This is a genomic window from Siphonobacter sp. SORGH_AS_1065 (assembly GCF_030818595.1).
In the GTDB taxonomy this organism is placed as follows: domain Bacteria; phylum Bacteroidota; class Bacteroidia; order Cytophagales; family Spirosomataceae; genus Siphonobacter.
In genome coordinates, this window is the sequence record NZ_JAUTAM010000004.1 from 1,693,391 (window position 1) to 1,715,321 (window position 21,931).

Consider the following 21,931-nt stretch of genomic DNA (forward strand, 5'->3'; position numbering starts at 1 on the left):
AGTTTCCACGTGAAACATTCAAAAATTACAAAAATTCACACAGCCCTAACGTTTATTCATAAAAAGCACTAAGTGCTGAAAATGAGTAACATACAAAAAGATGTTTAACGAGTACGATGTCATAGTAGTGGGAGCCGGCCATGCCGGATGTGAAGCGGCTCATGCGGCGGCTCAAATGGGATCGAAGGTATTGCTCATTACGATGAACATGAATACCATTGCCCAGATGTCCTGCAACCCAGCCATGGGTGGAGTAGCCAAAGGTCAGATTGTGCGGGAGGTAGATGCCCTCGGGGGTATGTCAGGTATTATCTCTGATAAAACCATGATTCAGTTCCGCATGCTCAACCGTTCGAAAGGTCCAGCCATGTGGTCTCCCCGATGCCAATCCGACCGGATGCGTTTTGCGGAAGAATGGCGTCTGGCTTTGGAACAAAACAAGAACGTCGATTTCTGGCAGGAAATGGTTTCGGGACTTCTGGTGGAAGAGGGTAAAGTAACCGGCGTTCGCACCCAGCTGGGTATTGAAATCAAATCCAAATCTGTCGTACTAACCAACGGAACATTCCTGAATGGATTAATTCATATTGGTGAAAAACAGTTTGGAGGAGGACGTACCGCTGAACGAGCAGCGACTGGCATTACGGAACAACTCGTTCAATTAGGTTTTGAAGCCGGACGAATGAAAACCGGAACGCCGCCACGCGTGGATGCTCGCAGTCTGGATTATTCTAAAATGGAAGAACAACTGGGAGATGAGCTACCAGGTAAATTTTCTTACCTGGATACGCCCGTATTGCAAGAACAACGCAGTTGCTGGATTACGTATACCAATCACGAAGTCCACGAAATTCTGCGGACTGGGTTTGAGAAATCGCCCATGTTTGCGGGTCGGATTAAAGGATTAGGTCCTCGCTACTGCCCTTCCGTTGAAGATAAAATCAACCGTTTTGCGGATAAAGATCGTCACCAGATTTTCGTAGAACCTGAAGGATGGAATACCGTTGAAGTGTACGTCAATGGGTTTTCAACGTCTCTGCCAGAAGATGTGCAGTATGCTGCTTTGAAAAAAATTCCCGGTTTTGAACAGGTACGTATGTTCCGCCCGGGGTATGCTATTGAGTATGACTTCTTCCCTCCGACCCAGTTAAAGTCTACGCTGGAGACCCAACTGATTCAGGGGTTATTCTTTGCCGGACAGATTAATGGAACGACAGGTTATGAAGAAGCCGCTTGCCAGGGACTCATGGCAGGTATCAATGCACACAATCAGGTTCACGGAAAAGAGCCTTTTGTGTTGCATCGCTCAGAAGCTTACATCGGGGTATTAATTGATGACCTAATTAATAAAGGTACGGAAGAGCCCTACCGGATGTTTACTTCCCGGGCCGAATACAGAACCCTGCTTCGTCAGGATAATGCGGATCTTCGCTTAACTGAAAAAGGCTATCAACTGGGGCTGGCTTCGGAAGAACGCTACCAAAAGGTGCAGGAAAAGCGGATGATGACCGCCCGATTGATCGATGACCTCAAAAAAATGAAGGTTACCCCCGAAGAGGCAAATGTGGGTCTGGAGCGTCAGAACTCAGCTTTATTGCGGGAAAAAACCAATTTATACCAACTTTTAAAGCGTCCAGAATTGGATATTCACGGACTTCTCGACCTGAGCACTGCTACAGCGGAACTACGGAGCCAATATTCGGACGAAATTCTGGAGCAGGCGGAGATCAATGTGAAGTATGAAGACTACATGGAACGGGAGCGAAGTCAGGTGGAAAAACTGAGTCGCCTTGAAAATCTGGTCATTCATCCTAACTTCGACTATAGCAAACTGACGGCCTTATCTATTGAAAGTCGGCAGAAGTTAACCCGTATTCGTCCCGAAACGCTGGGCCAGGCTTCACGCATCAGTGGGGTATCTCCCTCGGATATTTCAATCCTGATGGTGCATCTGGGCCGATAATCCATCCAGACTTTCTTATGAAAACCCCTTCCTCCGCGAAGGGGTTTTTTATTAGCCTTAAGCATATTTAACGAAGTCATGAAAGATGCTCGACCGATATGCTCAGGGAATCAAAACTCATCGGCTATTTTTGAAGCATGAAAATGGAAACCCTCAGTTGTTGCCCGGTGTGCAAAGGGGAGCGACGTACCCCCTACCTGGTTTGCAAGGATTATACCGTTAGTCAGGAAGAATTCACACTGGAGCAATGCCAGTCCTGCGGCTTTGTTTTTACAAATCCACGTCCCGAAGAAAATGAAATTGGAGCCTATTACCAGTCGACCGATTATATCTCTCACAGTAATACCAAACAGGGATTAGTCGCCAAAGCCTATCACAGTGTTCGGAAGATTACGCTTCAAAGCAAGCTCAAACTGGTGAATGAATTAAGCCCTAAAAAAGGTCGCTTACTCGATGTGGGTTGTGGAACGGGCATGTTTCTATCAGTATGTAAAGAGGACGGCTGGCAAGTAGCAGGCATTGAACCCGATGCCGGAGCCCGCCAAATTGCAGTCGAACAAACGGCTGAGCATATTCAGTCTTCCATTCTTGAAAGTTATGCAGGGGAGACCTTTCAGGTGATTACGATGTGGCATGTGTTAGAGCACATTCATCAACTCGAGGCAACCCTAAACTGGCTGAAAGATCGGGTAGCGAATCAGGGTCATCTGGTCATTGCGGTTCCCAATTTGCAGTCTTTCGATGCTCAGGAATACGGTAAATACTGGGCCGCTTACGACGTGCCCCGCCACCTGTATCACTTCTCACAAAAGGCCATTCAACAATTAGTATCAGAAAAAGGATTTACGCTGACGCAAACCTTACCCATGCCTTTCGATTCGTTTTACGTGAGTATGCTCAGCACGAAATACCGGGATGGTAAAATCAATTATGTGGAAGCCGTACGGAAAGGGCTTCGCTCGAATCAGTGGGCCAAAAGCCATCAGAACAATTACTCCAGCCTTATTTATGTATTCAAAAAAGCGTAACCATTTCACCGCACTATGCTGGGCCATCATAGGGATGATCGGGCTGGCGGGTTGTGCCCAGCAGAGTTCGCCGTCAGGTGGGCCCAAAGACTTAACGCCCCCGAAAGTGGTTCGCCAGGTACCTGAAAATCTAACGACGAACTTTAAAGGGAAAATCGTTGAGCTGGATTTTGATGAGTATATCAACATCGATAACCTGAATCAACAGTTACTCATTACCCCCGCCATTGAAGGAACGTTTGACTTTAAAACTTACCCCAAAGGCGTGCGGATTACTTTCGAAAAAGACTTCCGCCCCAACACCACTTACACCTTAAACTTTCGGAATGCATTCAAGGATGTAACCGAACGCAACCCTGCCCGGAACGTTAAACTGGTTTTCAGTACAGGTACTCAACTTGACTCGCTTCGCTTGCAGGGAACGGTGAAGGAGTTACTTACTGACCGTCCGGTGTATGATGCTCTGGTCGGATTATACCAGGTAAGTGACACCCTGAAGTTTTCCAAAAACAAACCTTATTACCTGACGAAGACCGACAGCTCCGGTCGATTTAATCTGGAAAATATGGCTCCGGGACGGTACTGGCTGGCGGCTTTGAAAGACGTTAACAATAACCTTTTATATAATACCGAAAAAGAAGCCATCGCTTTTCACCCCAACCCTATTACCATACCCGGCTTCACGGATTCGCCCATTCTTAAAATTACAAATGCTGACCAGTCGCCGCAGCGAACCCCCAAGACGCTGGCAACATCCCGGACTTTTTCTCTGATTTATCCCAGAGGCATTACTTCGGTTAAGGTTAAATTTGCGGGTGACAGCTTGCCTTACGCTCTGATGGAATCCAACCAAATCCGGTTTTATAATACCATCAATTCTACGGATACCTTACGGGCCAGTGTTACCGTTCAGGATTCTCTAGGTCGCAATTTTACCAGCGATCAAAAAATTCGTTTCCGCGAAAAAGGCAAACGCGATGCGGATACCCGCGAATCTCTGGAAGTAAAACAAACGCCGAAAAGTGGAGAAGACATAGACGAGGTTTTTAAAATGCAGATGGTATTCAACAAACCCATCACCCGCTTTAATCCGCTATTGGTCCGTATTCAGGAAGATACTATTCGCGATGTTAATTTCACTGCTAACGATTTCGAGTGGAATGCCTATCGAACGGAATTCAAGATCGAAAAGGAATTAAAATTCAAACGCGACGTTCGCAGCCTTTTTCCGAAAGGCACTTTCATTTCCATTGAAGAAGATACCGTGCAGACCGTAAAAAATTTGAATCCATTACGTGATCCCGAAAAGTACGGGACCATCAGTGGCGAAGTTCGAAACGTCCAGTCGAATTATATGGTCGAGTTATTAAGTGCAGCCGATTTCAAAGTGATCCGCAGCATTCCTAATAAGAGCCCTTATACTTTTACTGCCGTCCCTCCGGGAACCTATAAGTTAAGGCTCATTCTGGATCTGAATAAAAATGGTAAATGGGATGCGGGTAATCCTGATGAATTCATTCCGCCTGAGCCCGTCATCGTCTTTCCGAATGATATTAAGCTAAAGGCCAATTTCGAGTTATTAGGTAACGACTTTTCATTGTAGCCATTTGCTTATCCACATCAAAAGCCTGTCCCACTCGGACGGGCTTTTTTATGCCTCAGAAGACCGATAGAAGGCCTTTTTACTATGTGGAAAAGTCCGGTGGAAAAAGTCATTTTGGGTCCTAAAATAGAGGACTACGGAAAAGCTACATTCTAAATTAAAAATGTCCAAACTTTCTGTGGATAAGAACGTTGATAAACTGGCTTTTTGCTGTGGATACTGGGGAAAAAGCCTGTGGACTATTCATAGGGCTATCCACAATCCAATCCCTAAAGACTGAAAATGAAAGTTATCCGTTGAAAACTCCCGAGTAATCCCCGAATCATGAACTAGTTATTAACCGTTTTCCAGGGGTAAAAATTATCCACTTTTCCACGGTGTATAACTCTTCAAAATGTGGGTAAATAGAATTTAATTGTAAATCAGTATATTAGATGTGCACAAAGATGTGGGTAAGTGTGGACAAGCCGTGATTTAATCAACGATGATCCAATCAAGTGTTTTTTGAAAAAAAATTTATTCACTTTTCCACCGGCTTTATAACAACCATTAAAAAAGATTTTAAAAAAGAATTTCTTAATAAATGTAAATGGTGAAGAAACTGTTCAGACTGTTCTTTTGCGGAGCTCTTCTGATTTCGTTTGGGAGTAATGCTCAGATTATGCCCGCTCAGGTGGAGACGCCAGAAGTTCAATTGGGGAAAGAATACCTTCGCAATGGGGAATATGAAAAAGCCCGTGCTACCCTTGAGAAACTGGCTAAAGAGAAAAGCCTGCTGGCGGAAGTATACGAGCCTTACCTCGAAAGTCTGGTTAAGTTGAAAGACTGGAATCAGGCTGAAAAATTTTTGAAAAAGCAGATGAAGGAAGAGCCCGAGAATCCCTTCTACTCACTGGACTATGCCCGCATGCTCGAAAGTCAGGGAAAAGTCAAAGAAGCTGATAAGTGGTATAACGAAGCTTTGGTAAAAGGACAGCGAAAAGAAGAATGGACGTATCGGCTCGGAAAGAACCTGGCCGATAAAGATCAGCTCGATTGGGCCCTAAAACTCTTCCAGGAGGCTCGAAAAGCTCAGCGTGACCCATCACGCTATTCTTTGCAGATCGCTCGTCTGCATCGACTTTTGGGCCAATCGGAAGCCATGATCGAGGAATATCTCGTCTTTGGATCGAATGAAAGTAATACCGATCTGGTGCAGGGCATTTTGCAGGATGAAATGAAAGACGAGAAAATCGTACTGGCACTGGAGAAAACGCTTTACCGCAAAGTACAGGAATTGCCCAATGAGAAGTATTACGGGGAAATGCTGATTTGGTACCTGCTCCAGCAGAAAGAATTTGGGAAGGCCTTCATCCAGGCCCGTGCTCTGGATCGGCGGTTAAAGCAGGAAGGTCAGAAAGTTACGGAAATTGGCTTCCTCGCCATGCAGAACAAAGACTACGAAGCCGCGGGGAAAGTTTTTGAGTATTTGGTGAAAGAATACCCCAAAAGTACCAACTATCCCGTTTATCGCCGCTTGTTAATCAATGCCAAGGAAGAAGTGGTTAAGACCACTTATCCCGTGAAACAGGAAGATATCCGGGTACTGATTAACGAATACGGTCGCTTGTTAGCGGAATTGGGTGAAAACCCCCGCACGCTGGAAGCCCTGCGTAACTCGGCTCACCTCTACGCGTTTTACCTCGACGAGAAAGATACAGCCGCCACCATTCTCCAGAAAGCCATTCAGGCGGGTGGAATGGATCAGGATTTTGTGAATAAGTGCAAGCTGGAGTTAGGTGACGTTTTCCTGTTGAAAGGCGAACCCTGGGAATCCACACTACTTTACTCGCAAGTGGAAAAGTCAGCGAAAGACAGTCCGATGGGTTACGATGCCAAGTTGAAAAACGCGAAGTTGTCGTATTACAAAGGGGATTTTGAGCTGGCCAAAGATGTACTGGATATTCTCAAAAAGGCCACTACTCGCGAAATCTCCAACGATGCTATTGAGCTGAGTTTATTAATTCAGGACAATACGGGCATGGATACCACCGAAACGGCCATGAAAGCCTACGCGGCGGTAGATCTGTTACTTTTCCAGAACCGGACGGATGAAGCTCTGGCTTCGCTCAATGACCTATACCAGAAATACAAAGATCATTCGCTGGCCGATGAGATTCTCTGGCGAAGAGCCAATACGCTGATCAAGGAAAACCGGACGGATGAAGCCATTGAAGATCTGGATAAAATCATCAAAACCCACCCTCAGGACATTCTGGGTGACGATGCTTTGTTTTTGATGGCAAAGCTTCAGCAGGAGAATAAAAATGACAAGGAAACGGCAATGAAGCTGTATCAAGAAATCCTGACGAAGTATCCCGGTAGTATTTACACCGCTGAAGCCCGCAAACGTTTTAGAAATCTTCGGGGTGATGCAATAAATTAATCAATCTTTTCGATTGTTAAGTTAGAGTTCGTGGCTCGTGGAAATACCGTTGAAAAACGGACGTGGGCCGCAACTGGATGAGCCACGAACTTCCATCCCCCTCTTTTCGTTGTGGAAAAGTCATTCCTATTGTTAATAACCCAACAAAGTTATCCACATGTCTACTTTAAGCCGTCTTGTCAAGCAGGGCCTTTTCTGCGGTTTGGTGTTTCTGTGCGGACCCGCTTTTTCTCAAAATTCTTCTGATAATCAGGAAGATAAGTTTCCAACTTGGAGTTATGGCTCGCAAAAACTACAAAAAGGGCCTTGCGACGTATATCTATTTAAGTCTAATCAACATGCCGAAGGCGTTGTGGATAACATTCTGAAGTCGGCGGGCATGGGTTTTGGGAAGCGAAACTTTCAGGTGGTCGAATGTCCCAATACCGATAACTGTTATGCTACCATTATCAACGGAGTTCGCTACGTAGTTTATGACAATGCCTTTTTAAAGCAGGTAGAAAACCGCACCCGCACGGATTGGTCGGCTACTAGTATTATGGCTCACGAGATTGGTCACCACATTTTGGGTCATACATCGGACGGTACCGGCAGTCGTCCTGATAAGGAGCTACAGGCTGATTACTTCTCTGGTTTTGTTATCCACAATCTGGGGGGAACTTTGGAAAACGCCCAAATTGCGATTCAGCTTTTACAGAACGACGAAGGCGACGCGACGCACCCTGCCAAACGTGATCGATTATCCGCAATTGAGAAAGGATGGCGTGAAGCGGATAATTTTTACCCACGTATAGCGAATAAAGTTCCAGATTCCTCCCCTACCCCATCGGCTCCCGTTGAAACCAAAGCCCCGGTAATAGCCGCAGAAGCTCCTGCCCGCACGGGTTGTGTTACCGGCAACTGTTCGGAAGGCATGGGTTCCTATGTCAATCGGAAGACACTGGAGAAATACGAAGGGCAATGGAAAAATAATCGGCCTAACGGGGTCGGTACACAATTTTACGCCAATGGCAAAAAGAAATACGAAGGTGATTTCTTGAACGGTCGTTTTGAAGGCAAGGGAACGCTCTGGTATACCAACGGAGCGGTGTATTCCGGAGACTTTTACGCCGGAGTTTGTCAGGGTGTGGGTATGCTTAAATTCAAGAATGGCGACCGCTATATTGGCGAATTTAAAAACGGTTACCGACATGGCCGAGGTAAATACGTTTATTCCAGTGGATACGAAGAAGTTCTGTACTACATCAAAGATGCTCGACAGGACAAAAAATAACGATTTATTTTTCAAATGAGAAGGCCGGTAATCCGGCCTTTTTTTATGTATACTCGTAACTGTTTTCGGACTATTCTTTATTAAGTATAACTTAGACTTGAAATCTGAATACTTAGCCACAAACCACATTATAATGCAAGTAATAACCTCCTCATTTCCCAGCGAAGCGAAAGAGTACCCGTATAAGCGAGTTTTTGAAGTATTAACCCGATTCGTTCAGGAAACGAATAGCCAGGAAGCTCTAGCCTCGAAAAAGAATGGTGTATGGGAAAAAATACCGGCGGCTGAGTTTCTTCGTCAAGCCAATCTGGTGAGTTTAGGTTTGTTGAAAGCGGGTATTCGGAAAGATGATAAGATTGCAATTGTGTCGAATAACCGTCCGGAATGGCATTTCTTTGATTTCGGAATTCAGCAAATCGGAGCGGTATCGGTTCCCTTATACCCTACCATTACCGTTGACGATTACCGTTACATTCTTAATGATGCCGGAGTAAAAATTGTATTTGTGTCCAATGAAGCTCTGTATGGTAAGGTATCTGAAGCGGTCAATAGCCTTTCCGAAGTACCTCAAATCTATTCCATTGATTCCATTACAGGCGTAAAGAACTGGAAGGAGCTAACGGATCTGGCGAATGAAGCAGACATCCCATCGCTGGAGGAAATCAGAGAAACCGTTCAGCCTGAGGATTTATTAACCTTGATTTATACGTCAGGTACGACCGGAACGCCCAAAGGAGTCATGTTAACGCACCGAAATGTGATCTCTAATATTGAAGGCGTAAAACCTTACATGCCCATGAAACCTCACGAGCGGGGGCTGAGTTTCCTGCCTTTGAGCCACGTATATGAGCGGACCATTCTCTACGTGTATATGCGATACGGAGTATCGGTTTTCTACGCTGAAAGCATGGATACCATTGCGGATAACCTCAAGGAGGTAAAGCCCACTGTATTCACGACGGTGCCGCGTCTTTTGGAAAAAGTGTACGATAAGATTGTGGCCAAAGGGTATGAATTAAAGGGAATCAAGAAGCAGTTATTCTTCTGGGCTTTAAAGCTAGGGCTTCGGTATGATCCCGCCGTTGATCAGGGTTTTTGTTATAATACGCAGTTGAAACTGGCCCGCAAACTCATCTTTAGTAAATGGAAAGAGGCTTTAGGCGGGAACATCAAAATCGTTTGTACCGGATCGGCGGCCTTGCAGCCCCGTTTGTCCCGCGTGTTTTGGGCGGCGGAAATCCCCGTAGCCGAAGGCTATGGCCTGACCGAAACTTCGCCCGTGGTCTCCGTAGGCCGGGTGAATCCGCCTGACCTGCGGGTAGGTTGCGTAGGTAGTGTGTTGCCCGAAGTAACCGTCAAAATTGCGGATGATGGTGAAATTCTGGTCAAGGGTCCCAATATTATGAAGGGGTATTATAACCAGCCGGAACTGACGGCTCAGGCTATTGACGCCGAAGGCTGGTTTCATACGGGTGATATTGGCGAAGCCGTCGAAGGCCGTTTTCTAAAGATTACGGATCGAAAGAAAGAAATGTTCAAGACCTCGGGAGGTAAATACGTAGCCCCTCAGTTGATTGAAAACAAGCTTAAAGAATCGAAGTACATTGAACAAATCATCGTGGTGGGTGAAGGTCAGAAATTCCCATCGGCCATTATTGTTCCCAACTTCGAGGCCTTGAAGGTGTATTGTAACCTTAATCAGATTGAATACTCTACGCCCGAGAAGATGATAAAAAACGAACAGGTACTGGAAAAACTGCACCTGGAAATCGAAAAGTTAAACGAAAGTTTTGCCCAGTTCGAACGCGTGAAGAAGTATACATTACTCAGCAAACTCTTTACCATCGACGCCGGAGAATTAACTCCAACGCTGAAAATCAAACGCAAAGTAGTGGTTCAGAAGTATAAGGATTTGATCGAAAGCATGTATAGTTAGTTGATAGTGGTTGGTTATTAGTTGTTTGTTTTTTCTTTCTAATAACTAATAACCAACCACTCAAATTACTAAACTGTCGCCCGCTTTCGCCAGATGGCGTAAAACGGTAAGCCCGTGGCCATTAATAACAAACCTATCAAAGCTTCTGTTGTACGGTTGAAAAGGGTGTTGATCACTAGAAAGGCACAGAAAATCAGGAAGAGGGCGGGTACTACAGGGTACCCAATCACCTTGTAGGGACGATTGACATCTGGCATTTTCCGGCGTAAAATGAACACGCCCAGCGTTGTAGCTCCGTAAAAAATGAACGAAGCGAAAATAAGCATATCGGTTAACTGATCGAACGTTCCTGATAAAATCAGTACCGAAGACCAGATGCCCTGCATCCACAATGCTTTAGAAGGCGTATTAAAAACCGGGTGAATATAATTCGCTGATTTAAAGAACAAACCGTCCTTCGCCATCGCGTAAAACAAACGCGAAGCCATCAAAATCGTACTGCTGGTACAGTTGAATGTCGTAACTAGAATCAGCAAAGAAATGGCTAATCCACCCCCTGCTCCCAGAAAATGCTTCACGGCTACCACCGCTGCGATACCATTTTGTGACTTATGCACATTAATAATCTCGTCAATGGGTAATACGTAGAAGTACACGAAGTTCATCAGTAGATAAATTGTCATGATAATCAGTGTACCGATGGTTAAAGCCCAGGGGAGATTTCGTTGCGGATTTTCAATTTCTCCACCGATATACCCCAGATTATTCCAGCCTTCATAAGCCCAGAACGCACTTAAACAGGCCAAAGCTAAGGCACTCAGAAGCGTTCCTCCTGACATGGCTTCAGCGTTAAAATCAATCGAAGGTTGCTGAATATTAGCCCAGCTTCCAGTGGATGAAGTTAACCCCAGAATAATGATAACCAGCATGGTTCCAATCATGGTTACCGTCAGAATCCGGCTGATGGTTTCACCCATTTTTAATCCTCGGGCATTGAGAAAAGTCAGAGCTAACACCAGTCCAATGGCAACGGCCTTAACACTGAGGTTATCCAGCGGGTGCAATCCCAGAAGGTTAATATTCGCCAGAGAGGCGGGCGTGGCGGGTAGGGTAATGAGTGAGCCTAACGATTGAGCGAATACGTAAGAAATGGAAGCAATCGATGCCGTTCTGATGACCGCGAAGTTGGTCCAGCCGAGCAGAAAGGCAAAAAAGCGATTGTAGATGGTTCGAAAATAGACGTATTCCCCACCCGAATCCACAAGCATACTGGCAACCTCTGCATTACTGAGCGTTCCGGCCAGACTAATTAATCCTGCCAATAACCAGGCCGCCAGCACCAGGCCCGGCGATTGTAGCTCAGCCGACATGGGGGCCACTTTTTTAAAAACGCCCGTCCCGATAACCGCACTGATAACAAACACAATCCCGGATACCAGGCCAATAGACCGACGAAGATGACCCTGTGATTCAGGCATAAGAATAGTTTATGTAGGTAATTTAATGAAATATGAAAGCAAATTCGGAAAAAATAGGCATTACTGGGTGTTTGTTTGGAATTAATATTCGTAGAGACGTCGATTTATCGCGTCTAATTCCGCGTATCTATTTCAAATAAATAGGAATCAGATAAAAAGAAGACGCGATAAATCGACGTCTCTACGGATTAGGCCTAGCAGAATCGCTATTCTTCACAAAATCAGGGTAACTTTGTCTTTTACGAAGCAAATTAGTATGGCTCTCACTACCTTAACCGCTATCTCTCCCGTAGATGGCCGCTATCGCCGGGCGACGGAATCCCTGGCTCCCTTTTTCTCAGAGTTCGGGTTAATTCACTATCGGGTTCGGATTGAAATCGAATACTTTATTGCCCTTTGCGAATTGCCGCTTCCCCAACTGGCTCAGTTTGATACGGCTCTTTTTGGAAAGTTACGCTCCATTTATACAGAGTTTTCAGAAACGGACGCCCTCCGAATCAAAGAAATTGAGAAAACGACCAATCACGATGTGAAGGCCGTTGAATACTTTATCAAGGAAAAACTTAAAGATCTGGACATTGAGCAGTATCTGGAGTTTATCCACTTTGGCTTAACGTCTCAGGACGTAAACAATACGGCTATCCCATTATCGCTAAAAGAAGCGATGGAGGCAGTCATTAGTCCTGCCTTTGAGGAAGTTATCCACAAGTTAACCGAACGGTCTGAAAGCTGGAAAGACGTGGCTCTGCTGGCACGTACGCACGGTCAGCCCGCTTCTCCAACCCGTTTGGGCAAGGAGATTCTGGTATTCATCGAACGTATTAAACAGCAGCAGGCCCTGTTAACCGCTATTCCACACGCGGCTAAGTTCGGTGGAGCAACGGGTAACTTCAATGCCCACTGGGTCGCTTACCCCGCTTTTAACTGGCCTGAGTTTGGGAATACGTTTGTGGATAACTTGGGATTAACCCGTAGTAAGTACACCACTCAGATTGAACACTACGACCATCTGGCGGCTTTACTGGATACCTTGAAACGCCTGAACACCATTCTCATTGATTTTTCTCGGGATGTGTGGACGTACGTTTCCATGAATTACTTCAAGCAAAAAATCAAAGCGGGGGAAGTCGGTTCTTCGGCGATGCCTCATAAGGTTAACCCCATTGATTTTGAAAATGCCGAAGGAAACTTCGGAGTGGCGAATGCCTTATACGAACACCTGTCGGCCAAGTTACCTATTTCCCGTTTGCAACGCGATCTGACTGATTCAACGGTACTGCGGAATTTAGGTATGCCTTTGGCTCACACACTGATCGCTCTGAAATCTTTACTTCGCGGCATTGACAAATTGGAATTAAATCAGGCGGCCATCGATGCCGACCTAGAGGCCAACTGGGCCGTAGTAGCCGAAGCAATTCAGACGGTATTACGTCGCGAAAGTTATCCACAACCTTATGAAGCTCTCAAAGCCCTGACCCGGAAGAACGAAGCGATCACTGAAAAAACGATTGCTGAGTTTATTGAGACTCTGGATGTGTCAGAAGCCATAAAAGCCGAATTGAGAGCTATTTCGCCCTTTAACTACCTCGGTGTACTCGAGTAAGGTTAAAAATCAGGTTTCGTTCGATTTGTGGACAACAATTTTGAGTGTGGAAAAATATGTGGATAAGTTGTTGATTTTCAAAATTAAGGGTGGATAAATAATCGGTTTTAAGGCTCTGAGAATTGAATAAAAATTTAGAGTCGGGCAGTTGAGCATACGTATCAAATTCTCAGTGACCCATTTTTCCACCGAGTCATAAGATTTTGGAAGCATCCCCGTTTGGTAGCTGTACCATTCGGGGATTTTTTCTAAGCGATTGTTTTATTTTTGAAGAATGAAGATTTTGCACACAGCCGACTGGCATTTAGGAAAGAGACTTTACCAAACGGACTTGCTTGAAGACAGCCGTCGGTTTGTGGACTGGTTGTTGCAGACCATCGAAGAACGGCAAATTGATGTGTTACTCGTTGCGGGGGATATTTTCGACACGGCTAACCCTTCTACGGAAGCGATGCAGGTGTATTACGATTTTCTCAGAAAATTAATACGTCTGAAATGTCGGCTGATTATTACGGGTGGTAACCACGACTCGGCGGCGGTCCTCAATGGCCCCCGCGAGTTACTGGCCTTATTGGATGTACACGTCATTGGCGGAGCCTGTGATGATTGTCACGAAGAAGTCCTTCCCCTACTCGACCGCCATGGAAAACTTCAGGCTGCCGTCGCCGCCGTTCCTTTCCTGCGGGATCGGGATTTGAAACGTTCCGTGGAAGGTGAAACCTTTGAAGATCGCCGCATGGCCGTTCGGGCGGGTATTCAGCGTCGATACGACCAGGTGCATGCTCATGGCCGAAAAACCTACGCTGATGTACCCCTTTTAGGCATGGGTCATTTGTTTGTGAATGGCTCTGCTACGTCCGACAACGACGAAAAACTGCATAGCATTGGTACACTCGATTTGTTTGAGGTAAGTCTTTTCCCTGCTTTCGATTACCTGGCTTTGGGACATATCCACAGACCTCAAATGTTAGGGAAAAAGGAATATGTTCGTTACTCGGGCTCGCCCGTAGCTCTCAGCTTTAGCGAAAGACTGGATGAGAAATTAGTTATCCACATCGAGATAAAGAATAATAAGGTTATTGATATTCAGGAAATTAACGTTCCTAAATTTCGTCAGCTACGCCGATTCAGGGGGGCATTCACCGAGATAGAAACGCTATTGAATAGTTATCAACATTCGGATGAGTTATCCACATTAGCTGAAATAGAAATCCACGAAGAGCATCGCGATCCGGCATTGATTGATCAGGCAAAGGCTTATTTTTTGAAACTGAACCATTCTCATCTTTCCGTGTTGAACTGGCGATTCAAATTCCAGCAACAGCTCAAAACGACTGATGAATTATTCGGTGAAACCATGGCTTTGCCCGAGCTGGCTCCTGCTCAGGTATTTGAGCAGTGGTTGCAGGAAAATGCTAGTTCTGACGAATCCAAAGTCTTATTAACGGAAGCTTTCCACGAGTTGATGAATTCGGTGCAGTAAAGCCTGAATTCATTCCCTGATGATCCAACATCCGAATGCGTATTTTAAAAGTTAGTTTCGAGAATATTAACTCCTTACGGGGCCAGCATACCATTGATTTTCAGAATGAAGCTGCGTTTCGCAACTCCAATCTTTTTGCCATTACCGGCCCCACCGGAGCGGGGAAAACCACAATTCTCGACGTAATTACCCTGGCTTTGTATCACCGAACGCCTCGATTGGGAGAGGTCAATAGTAATCTGCTGGAAAAACTGGGAGGTATTCTCACCCGGGATACCAATCAGGCTTATGCGGAAGTTAGCTTTACCACGCCACGAGGGTCGTACCGGGCCAAGTGGAGTTTACAGCGGGAAATCATCAGCCGGGGAGCTAATAAAGGACAGGCCCGACTGGATGAATACGCTGAAATTGCTGATTTAGAAAGTAATACCATTCTGGCCTCGAAGAAAAAGAAGGAAGTTCAGGAAGAAATCCGAAAACGGGTTGGGCTGGATTATGAACAATTTGTCAAAGCCATCTTGCTTTCGCAGGGCGACTTTGCGGCTTTTCTCAAAGCCAGACGCGAAGAACGGGCGGAGTTACTCGAACGGATTACGGGTACGGAGATCTACCGGAAACTCGGTATGGAAGCTTTTTCCCGCTGGCACGATCACCATAAAAAAGAAATCGAAAGCAAACAACAAAGCCTTGATCTTCAGAAAATTCTTACGGAAGAAGAGCTAAAAGTCTTGCTGGAAGAAATAGAAAAGCACGAAGAGTTATACCGGGTATCTGAAACAAAACGAAAATCGCTGGAAGTACAGGTGCAGCGAAAAAAGCGGATTCGGGAAATTCAGACTGCTCTCGACGTACTGCATCAGAGAGAATACCCACGTTGGAATGTGGATAAACAAACCTTTGATACGCAGGATGCTCTGGTCCTGGAACGGCATGAACGAGTCCAGCAATTTTCAGAACCGCTTACGAACTATCAGCTACAGGAGCAAAGCCTGAAAAGCACTAAGCTTCAGTGGGAACGGATTACCAAAGAGCAGGCACTGGCTCAGCAAAACCAGAAGCAGTTACTATCAGACATTGCAGGATTAGTAACGGAATTAGTGACGGCCCAGTCAGCTCAGCGAAGTATTGAGGTTTTTCGGGAAAAAGTGAGCCAGAGTTACACGGACCAGCAGATGGCTAGCCAGAACTGGGGAACGGCTAAAAATCAGGCGTTTGAGTTATTAACCAAAACCCAGTCGCCCGAAATTCAGTCCTTCTGGAGCCGTGGAGCGTACGCCGATTGTCTCAGTATTTCCCGCGAAGCCTGGCAGGAAATTAATCAACGCAAAACGGAACTTCAGCAGTTATACCAACTAGACAAGAACACCGATGTCCAAACGCTTCGCCAAGAGTCGATGCAACGGCGGGAAGCGTATCAACAACTGGAAATTCAGGTTCGACATTACGAAAATCTCCGAAAGCGATTAACGGATTATGATCGGCAAGTGGAAGAACAACGAAAGTTAATCCACGAACAATTACCACTTATCCACAAATCCACACAAGAGGTAACAGAAGCCAGAAATCTACTCCAAATCGCTCAGGAAGAACAACTTAACTTTATTAGGGAAACATCAATCCCCCGGTTACGCACAGAGTTATCCACAGAACAGCCTTGTCCAGTGTGTGGATCAACACACCATCCCGTTTTGTTGAAAACGGATGAAGAAGATCACTTCAGTGTGGATACCTATTTGCGGGAACTGGAAAATTTAAAGGCCCGTTTCGAAGCCCGGGAAAGAAATCTGGCGACCCTGGAAACCCGTTTGCGTCAACTGGAAAATGATAAAAAAGGGATTGAGGTAAAGATTCAGACCTTAGAGGCAGAGAAAGCCAATGCTCAAACGGAAGAAAAACCCATTATTCAGGTGATCAGTAAGTGGAAAGCTGATTTAAAGATTGAAAAAATTGGCAAGTCCGAAGAAGTCCGGGATTGGTTGCAAAAAGAAACCGAGCGTTTCCAGCACTTGGAAGAATTACTAAAAATTCAGGAGAAGAGCGAAAGTCTGGCTCAATTTGGCCGCCATCTGAAAGAAGGACTGTCTTACTTCCAGAAACACCAGGAACTAACGGACGCGTTAAAAAAGCTTTACGTAAAAGACATCAAGTTTCTGGCGGGCGATTGTGACGGGTTACTCCAGAAACTGGTGCATAAGTCCTATTCTCCTGAACAATATACACAGGAGTTAGAAGAATGTCAGCAAAGTTATACACAGGCTGAAATAGCATTTAAAAGCCTGAAAGATAAGTTATTAACAGAGTTATCCACATTTGGATTTAGTTCAGTGGAAGAAGCCAAAGCCGCGTTACTTTCACCGGATAACCACCGAAAATTAACGCAACAAAAAGAACAACTTGTTCAACGAAAAACGCAGCTCGATACCCAACTGGATACCTTAACTCAGGAAATAACGCTTCTTCAGGAACAGGATGAGGCAGCCATTGAGATTTCCACTTTACTAACGGAAATTGAAACGCACAGCATGGTTGAACGGGAGTATCTGCAAAAAATAGGAGGCTGGAAGCAATCGCTGAAAGATAACGAAGTCAGTCGGACTGAGCACGCCAAAAGGCTTGAAGAGATTGCAGAACTGGAACAACGTTATAAAAAATGGCGGTTATTAGCCGAAGGTCTGGGGGATCGGGAAGGGAAAAAATTCAATCAGTTTGCTCAGAAATTAACGCTGGCTAATCTGGCTCGTTCGGCCAATAGTCGACTGAAAGATTTATCGGATCGATACCTATTGTTGCCGCCCGAAGGAGACGAAGAAAACCTTTGGGTGCTGGATCGAAACTTTGACGAACGCCGGGCCGTTTCTACCCTATCCGGGGGCGAAACCTTTCTGGTGAGTCTGGCTCTGGCTTTGGGACTTAGCGATATGGTATCGAAAAACGTTCGGATTGAAAGTTTATTCATCGACGAAGGCTTTGGTACACTAGACCCCGATACGCTGGAAATTGCTCTGGGAACACTCGAAAAACTCCAGGCGGAATCGAACCGCATGATCGGGATTATCTCGCACGTAGAGGCCTTAAAAGAACGCATTACAACGCAGATTCAGTTGCGGAAACAAGCCAGTGGATTTAGCGAAATGGAAATCGTAGGATAAACTAAAACCCTTTGGCTAAGGTTGTTACTAGTAAGATTTAAAATTAATACCATATGTCGATTACATCGCAGGCAGAAATGGCCGGAATGAAGGAGGTAAGTCAGGCCGTAGCTCTTACCCTGAAGGAAATGCGGACATACGCAAAACCGGGTATGACGACGAAGGAACTGGATAATTTTGGTGGAAAAATCTTAAAGGAACTCGGAGCTAAATCGGCTCCCAGGGCTTCTTACGGTTTCCCAGGCTGGACTTGCATCAGTGTGAATAATGAGGTGGCTCACGGCATTCCTTCGGCTAAGAAAATACTCCGCGAAGGCGATCTCGTCAACGTAGATGTATCGGCTGAGTTGAATGGTTTTTGGGCGGATAATGGCGGTTCGTTTGTATTAGGAAACGATGCCAGGAATCACCAGCGGTTAGTAGATACTTCGAAGCAAATCCTCCATAAAGCGATTCACCAGATCAAAACGGGTGTTCGGATTGCAGACATTGGCTTATTGATTGAAACAGAAGCTAAAAAAGCGGGTTACCGGGTTATTAAAAACCTGGCGGGGCATGGCATTGGCCGCAAATTACACGAAGAACCCAGCGAGATTCTGAACTGTTATAATCCGCATAACAAATCCCGATTCAAGAAAAATGCGGTAGTAGCTATCGAAACGTTTATCTCCACGCATTCCATTTACGCCGATGAGGCCGGAGACGGTTGGACTTTACTCGGCAATCGCGGTGGTTATGTGGCTCAACACGAGCATACCATTGTGGTAACAGACGATAAGCCCGTGATTCTGACAGAAGCTAACGAAATCTGGAGCTGATTTTAAGATAATTAATGGATGCCAGCTTTTCGCTGGCATCCATACTTCTCAAAAGTTGTAAAATGGGGCACGCTGCTTTTTGGAAAGCTATAAGAGTACAATACTGATAACCGTTTACTGGCGTTTCAATAACGCTTTCTGTAGATAATCAACGGAAAAAGTGGTAACGGGCTGAACACTTCCTTTTTTCCCGGAAGTAACTTCAAAAACTAACTCGTCGCCCTTTAGTTCATACGTTGACGTCAACGTAATTCCTTCGGTTTCAAAAAGGCTAAATAGTTTATTTTCAAAACGATAGGAAGGTAATGCAGTACCATCTCCTTCATCAATGACGTAATGACCTTTGCTCTCGTCAACTATCTTCAATGTATAGTCTTTAACTGCGGGATGTTTGGTGGATAAGTATTCCGTTTTCCACAACCAGACCTGAGGGTCCTGCGTTTCGGCTACGGTTAACTGAATCTTGACGCTATCTTTCCGCTGCCCTTTCTGATACATCCGCATCATACCTTCCCACTTTCCAAGACACGCTTTACCAAATGAAACCTGAGCTTTTACGGAGCTTAGCGAAGCCATAATCAAGAAAAGTAAAAGTCTGATTTTCATAAGGTTGTAGAGATTTCTTAGGTAAAGACGCGATTCATCGCGTCTGGCTTAACAAGGGTAATAAATAGCTATAGAGCATTCAACTATAGCCGAGTGACGGCGTGTTTGGGTATCATAAAGCCGCTGCCCGTCGGATACGGTCATTAATGGCTACACCTAAATCCTGCTCGGGTAATAATTCGGCGTAAATATGATCCAAGTCCAGGGCATCGAGTCTTCGCATGGCCGCAAATAGCTGGCGGGCCGCTTCGGCGTAATCACCCGCAGGCGAAAGAATTTCCTGATGGATAAAGCCATAATCGGTTTGAAAACCAAGGATTCCAATTCGATCTGACGGCGGTAGCGTTTCCAGTTCTTCGTGAATTGAAAGCGGCGTGCGAGGGGCATAATGACTTTTCAACATCCCCGGAGCCTGTGGATTAGAGCTGGAATGGGCCCTCACCTCGACAGTTCCAATCAAAGCCTCAATCGCTTCAATGGGTGTTCCTCCTTTTCGGTACACTATAACGTCATCGCCTTCAAAACCGACAATGGTAGATTCTACCCCAATTTCGCAAGGGCCACCGTCTAAAATATACGGAATCTTATCGCCTAACTGCTGCTCGACGTGCTCAGCCGTCGTTGGACTTATGTAGCCGAAGGGATTCGCACTGGGAGCGGCCAGGGGAAAAGGTAACTGTTCGAGCAAAGAACGAGTCAATGCATGCTGAGGAATGCGGACGGCCACGGTATCCAGCCCACTAGTTACCAAATCCGGGATTTGCGGGGCTTTGGGTAAAAGGAAAGTAAGCGGACCGGGTGTTAATTTTTCAGCTAGTAACAGAGCTTTCTCGGGAATGTCGCGAACAAACTCCTGTAAACGTTCAAATGAATTGGTGTGGATAATAAGCGGATCAAAAGCCGGACGATTTTTTACCCGGAAAATGGAAAGTACGGCCTCTTCATTCAAAGCATTACCTGCCAGTCCGTAGACTGTTTCCGTTGGAATACCCACCAATGCTCCTGCTTCCAGAAGCTCTTTCGCCCGTTGCAAATCCGTCCCGATCATTTTCTTAGTTTACTGTTTTCTGTCTCGGGTTTTCAGTTTTCAGGCTGTTTATACCCTCTAATCATTACAAAAATACGGCAAAGCATTTTCATTTTATAAAGAAAAACGACCTGCGTCAGAGCAGGTCGTTTAAGTACTTAAGTAAATCAGTATTATTTAATTCGGAATATAACCTGAATGCGAGAGGTAAACTTCACCTTTTGGTATTCCAGATCGCTATCAGCAACCTCAGCGGTACTTGCATCTGCTTTCATTAGAGCCATCCGAGGCATAGCCATGTATTGTGGATAAATATCGCCGTCTTCAACTTCGTGAATTTCCAGCACTTCACCCAATTTTCCGCCTAAAGCCTCCACCATGTACGTGGCTTTCTCGCGGGCCTCTTGCAGAGCTTTGATTTTGTTATCCTTACGTAACTGCTCTTTTTTCGAGTAGTCTACCCGGCTGATGCGGGTGCTGCTTACACCACGGGAATCTACTTTTGAGAGCAAGTTATCCACATTATATAATTTCGAAAGTTTCAGTTGATACTGTTTGCTTTCCAGGAACTGAGCGGGGTTTTTCTTTTTGCCCACGCTGCTCTGATAACCTGAAATTCCCTGAATACTCAGAGCCTCTTTAGGCAAGCCTGCTGCCTGAACGGACTGAGCCAACTGTTTTTCGAGAATATCAATGGTCACTTTATCTTTTTGATTTTTCTCGTCGTTGTAATATTCCTTAAGAGTAATGCTCAAATAAAACTCATCGGGGTCCACTTCAACTTCGGAAGTGCCCGTGATCTCGATTTTACGAACGGGTTCTTTATCCACATTTTGAGCGAAAAGGGTGGTACTGAATAATAAGGTTCCGGCAAGCAAAAGAATGTTTTTCATGACTTTGTGTAATTAATTGGTTTTTGAATCATTTCACCCTTTGGATGCAAGCGACTCAAAAATTCCATAAAAGAAGGTTGTTAATGAAAGTTAAAGAAAATAGTACTCTGATAATCAATTAAATAATAACAAAAATAATTTCAAATTCTGTTAACCACAGAGTTATCCACACATTGATTTAATAACTCCTGCTGAGTTAGGCTGAGTGAAGGATGCATAAAATCCGGGGCGATCTCAGCGAGCGGAGCCAGCGTAAACCGACGCTCGGGAATGTACGGATGTGGCACCTTCAACTGAGGCAAGTCTAAAATTTCTGAGCCATAATACAGTAAGTCAATATCCAGTAAACGAGCTCCCCATTTCTCCTTCCGAACCCGCCCCATTTCAATTTCAATGGCCTGCGTCTGGGCTAGTACCTCCAATGGTTGTAATGCCGTTGAAAGTAATAAAACCTGATTCAGAAAATTAGGCTGATCCGTCAAGCCCCAGGCCGCCGTTTCCCACAGACTGGATTGTAAAGCAACCGTTCCAACCCGTTCGGAAAGCAGCTCAATAGCCCGCCGAAAAGTCTCCTGACGATCCCCCAAATTAGCCCCCAAAAGCAAAAAAATATCCAAATTACTAACGAGAAATTAAGGTGAGAACA

15 protein-coding genes are annotated in these 21,931 nt (G+C 45.3%); 10 read left to right on the forward strand and 5 right to left on the reverse strand.

What is annotated here, in order from left to right; all coding sequences use genetic code 11:
• Positions 1 to 100: 100 nt before the first annotated feature.
• The 6 genes from mnmG to QE390_RS07710 all read left to right on the forward strand — a co-directional run bounded on the left by mnmG (position 101) and on the right by QE390_RS07710 (position 10,228).
• Positions 101 to 1,963, forward strand: a complete 1,863-nt coding sequence (mnmG, locus tag QE390_RS07685; RefSeq protein WP_307141701.1) for a tRNA uridine-5-carboxymethylaminomethyl(34) synthesis enzyme MnmG — start codon at positions 101 to 103, stop codon at positions 1,961 to 1,963.
• A gap of 137 nt (positions 1,964 to 2,100) precedes the next feature.
• The gene (locus tag QE390_RS07690) at positions 2,101 to 2,991 is read left to right on the forward strand and encodes a class I SAM-dependent methyltransferase (RefSeq protein ID WP_307141702.1); all 891 of its coding nucleotides are present in this window, start codon (positions 2,101 to 2,103) and stop codon (positions 2,989 to 2,991) included.
• Positions 2,972 to 4,594, forward strand: a complete 1,623-nt coding sequence (locus QE390_RS07695) for an Ig-like domain-containing domain (protein ID WP_307141703.1) — start codon at positions 2,972 to 2,974, stop codon at positions 4,592 to 4,594. The genes QE390_RS07690 and QE390_RS07695 overlap by 20 nt, the downstream gene beginning before the upstream one ends.
• Before the next feature lie 589 nt (positions 4,595 to 5,183).
• Complete coding sequence (locus QE390_RS07700) at positions 5,184 to 7,019, forward strand: tetratricopeptide repeat protein (protein WP_307141704.1); 1,836 nt, start codon at positions 5,184 to 5,186, stop codon at positions 7,017 to 7,019.
• Between the two features lie 157 nt (positions 7,020 to 7,176).
• Positions 7,177 to 8,292 carry a hypothetical protein gene (locus QE390_RS07705; RefSeq protein ID WP_307141705.1) on the forward strand — a complete coding sequence of 372 codons (1,116 nt, stop codon included), beginning with the start codon at positions 7,177 to 7,179 and terminating at the stop codon, positions 8,290 to 8,292.
• A 133-nt stretch (positions 8,293 to 8,425) separates the two neighbouring features.
• A complete protein-coding gene (locus QE390_RS07710; RefSeq protein ID WP_307141706.1) occupies positions 8,426 to 10,228 on the forward strand; it encodes a long-chain fatty acid--CoA ligase in 1,803 nt (600 codons plus the stop codon).
• Between the two features lie 68 nt (positions 10,229 to 10,296).
• Here QE390_RS07710 and QE390_RS07715 read toward each other — a convergent pair whose 3' ends face one another.
• Positions 10,297 to 11,706 (reverse strand): APC family permease, encoded by a 1,410-nt coding sequence (locus tag QE390_RS07715; RefSeq protein WP_307141707.1) that lies wholly within the window; start codon positions 11,704 to 11,706, stop codon positions 10,297 to 10,299.
• A 256-nt stretch (positions 11,707 to 11,962) separates the two neighbouring features.
• On the opposite strand from QE390_RS07715, the gene purB reads away from it, so the two are divergent.
• From purB to map, 4 genes are all read left to right on the forward strand, one after another.
• Positions 11,963 to 13,309 (forward strand): adenylosuccinate lyase, encoded by a 1,347-nt coding sequence (gene purB, locus QE390_RS07720; protein WP_307141708.1) that lies wholly within the window; start codon positions 11,963 to 11,965, stop codon positions 13,307 to 13,309.
• Between the two features lie 274 nt (positions 13,310 to 13,583).
• On the forward strand, positions 13,584 to 14,792 hold the full coding sequence (gene sbcD, locus QE390_RS07725) for an exonuclease subunit SbcD (RefSeq protein ID WP_307141709.1): 1,209 nt from the start codon (positions 13,584 to 13,586) through the stop codon (positions 14,790 to 14,792).
• A 35-nt stretch (positions 14,793 to 14,827) separates the two neighbouring features.
• Complete coding sequence (locus tag QE390_RS07730; protein ID WP_307141710.1) at positions 14,828 to 17,941, forward strand: AAA family ATPase; 3,114 nt, start codon at positions 14,828 to 14,830, stop codon at positions 17,939 to 17,941.
• A gap of 53 nt (positions 17,942 to 17,994) precedes the next feature.
• Positions 17,995 to 18,759, forward strand: coding sequence for a type I methionyl aminopeptidase (gene map, locus QE390_RS07735; RefSeq protein WP_106636435.1), 765 nt, complete (start codon positions 17,995 to 17,997; stop codon positions 18,757 to 18,759).
• A gap of 114 nt (positions 18,760 to 18,873) precedes the next feature.
• On the opposite strand, the gene QE390_RS07740 is transcribed toward map, so the two are convergent.
• The 4 genes from QE390_RS07740 to folK all read right to left on the reverse strand — a co-directional run bounded on the left by QE390_RS07740 (position 18,874) and on the right by folK (position 21,902).
• Positions 18,874 to 19,365 (reverse strand): hypothetical protein, encoded by a 492-nt coding sequence (locus QE390_RS07740; protein WP_307141711.1) that lies wholly within the window; start codon positions 19,363 to 19,365, stop codon positions 18,874 to 18,876.
• A 112-nt stretch (positions 19,366 to 19,477) separates the two neighbouring features.
• Positions 19,478 to 20,413 carry an L-threonylcarbamoyladenylate synthase gene (locus tag QE390_RS07745; RefSeq protein WP_307141712.1) on the reverse strand — a complete coding sequence of 312 codons (936 nt, stop codon included), beginning with the start codon at positions 20,411 to 20,413 and terminating at the stop codon, positions 19,478 to 19,480.
• Between the two features lie 152 nt (positions 20,414 to 20,565).
• The gene (locus tag QE390_RS07750) at positions 20,566 to 21,285 is read right to left on the reverse strand and encodes an SIMPL domain-containing protein (protein ID WP_106636438.1); all 720 of its coding nucleotides are present in this window, start codon (positions 21,283 to 21,285) and stop codon (positions 20,566 to 20,568) included.
• A 140-nt stretch (positions 21,286 to 21,425) separates the two neighbouring features.
• Entirely contained in the window at positions 21,426 to 21,902 is a 477-nt protein-coding gene (gene folK / locus QE390_RS07755) for a 2-amino-4-hydroxy-6-hydroxymethyldihydropteridine diphosphokinase (protein WP_307141713.1), read from the reverse strand.
• Positions 21,903 to 21,931 lie beyond the last annotated feature (29 nt).

Excerpts from the sequence above, each read along its gene's own strand:
- QE390_RS07730 (WP_307141710.1), top strand. The coding sequence starts at position 14,828 with ATGCGTATTTTAAAAGTTAGTTTCGAGAATATTAACTCCTTACGGGGC.
- QE390_RS07700 (WP_307141704.1), top strand. The coding sequence starts at position 5,184 with ATGGTGAAGAAACTGTTCAGACTGTTCTTTTGCGGAGCTCTTCTGATT.
- QE390_RS07710 (WP_307141706.1), top strand. The coding sequence starts at position 8,426 with ATGCAAGTAATAACCTCCTCATTTCCCAGCGAAGCGAAAGAGTACCCG.
- QE390_RS07715 (WP_307141707.1), bottom strand. The coding sequence starts at position 11,706 with ATGCCTGAATCACAGGGTCATCTTCGTCGGTCTATTGGCCTGGTATCC.
- sbcD (WP_307141709.1), top strand. The coding sequence starts at position 13,584 with ATGAAGATTTTGCACACAGCCGACTGGCATTTAGGAAAGAGACTTTAC.
- QE390_RS07705 (WP_307141705.1), top strand. The coding sequence starts at position 7,177 with ATGTCTACTTTAAGCCGTCTTGTCAAGCAGGGCCTTTTCTGCGGTTTG.
- QE390_RS07690 (WP_307141702.1), top strand. The coding sequence starts at position 2,101 with ATGAAAATGGAAACCCTCAGTTGTTGCCCGGTGTGCAAAGGGGAGCGA.
- QE390_RS07745 (WP_307141712.1), bottom strand. The coding sequence starts at position 20,413 with ATGATCGGGACGGATTTGCAACGGGCGAAAGAGCTTCTGGAAGCAGGA.
- purB (WP_307141708.1), top strand. The coding sequence starts at position 11,963 with ATGGCTCTCACTACCTTAACCGCTATCTCTCCCGTAGATGGCCGCTAT.
- mnmG (WP_307141701.1), top strand. The coding sequence starts at position 101 with ATGTTTAACGAGTACGATGTCATAGTAGTGGGAGCCGGCCATGCCGGA.
- QE390_RS07750 (WP_106636438.1), bottom strand. The coding sequence starts at position 21,285 with ATGAAAAACATTCTTTTGCTTGCCGGAACCTTATTATTCAGTACCACC.
- QE390_RS07695 (WP_307141703.1), top strand. The coding sequence starts at position 2,972 with ATGTATTCAAAAAAGCGTAACCATTTCACCGCACTATGCTGGGCCATC.
- map (WP_106636435.1), top strand. The coding sequence starts at position 17,995 with ATGTCGATTACATCGCAGGCAGAAATGGCCGGAATGAAGGAGGTAAGT.
- QE390_RS07740 (WP_307141711.1), bottom strand. The coding sequence starts at position 19,365 with ATGAAAATCAGACTTTTACTTTTCTTGATTATGGCTTCGCTAAGCTCC.